Here is a 505-nt window from a genome sequence, read left to right on the forward strand (position 1 = left end):
GTAAACGGCTTCCGCCATTTTTTCTTGATGTTGCGCCATCAGATCGGCCATATTTTCTTCCAACCAGGCAAAAAATTCGGCATCGCCCAATGCGCCGTATTTGATAACTTCGGCCATGCCTGCGGAAAGTTCGCGCTGCGGCAGCGTTTGCAGGGCGGTCAAATCGGCCAGAACGGCTTGCGGCTGATAAAATGCGCCAATCATGTTTTTACCGAACGGATGGTTGATGGCGGTTTTGCCGCCGACCGAGGAATCAACCTGGCTGAGCAATGTGGTCGGTACTTGGATAAAAGGTGCGCCACGCTGATAAGTCGCTGCGGCAAAACCGACCATGTCGCCTATCACGCCGCCGCCCAAAGCGATTAAAGTGGTTTTGCGCTCGGCACGGTTTTGCATCAGGCCATCGTAAATCAGGTTGAGCGTCTGCCAGTTTTTATATTCTTCGCCGTCGGGAAGGATAATGCTGAAATGCGGCACACCCAGTCTGTCTAAGGCCGTCTGGAGC

1 protein-coding gene is annotated in these 505 nt (G+C 53.5%); it reads right to left on the reverse strand.

Translation table 11 applies throughout. The features are described from left to right. Positions 1 to 505, reverse strand: a 505-nt coding sequence (locus ACTHUR_RS18765; RefSeq protein ID WP_440400284.1) for a 3-dehydroquinate synthase family protein, incomplete at both ends; no start/stop codon positions are given.

The sequence above is a fragment of the Neisseria sp. P0021.S007 genome (assembly GCF_051956855.1).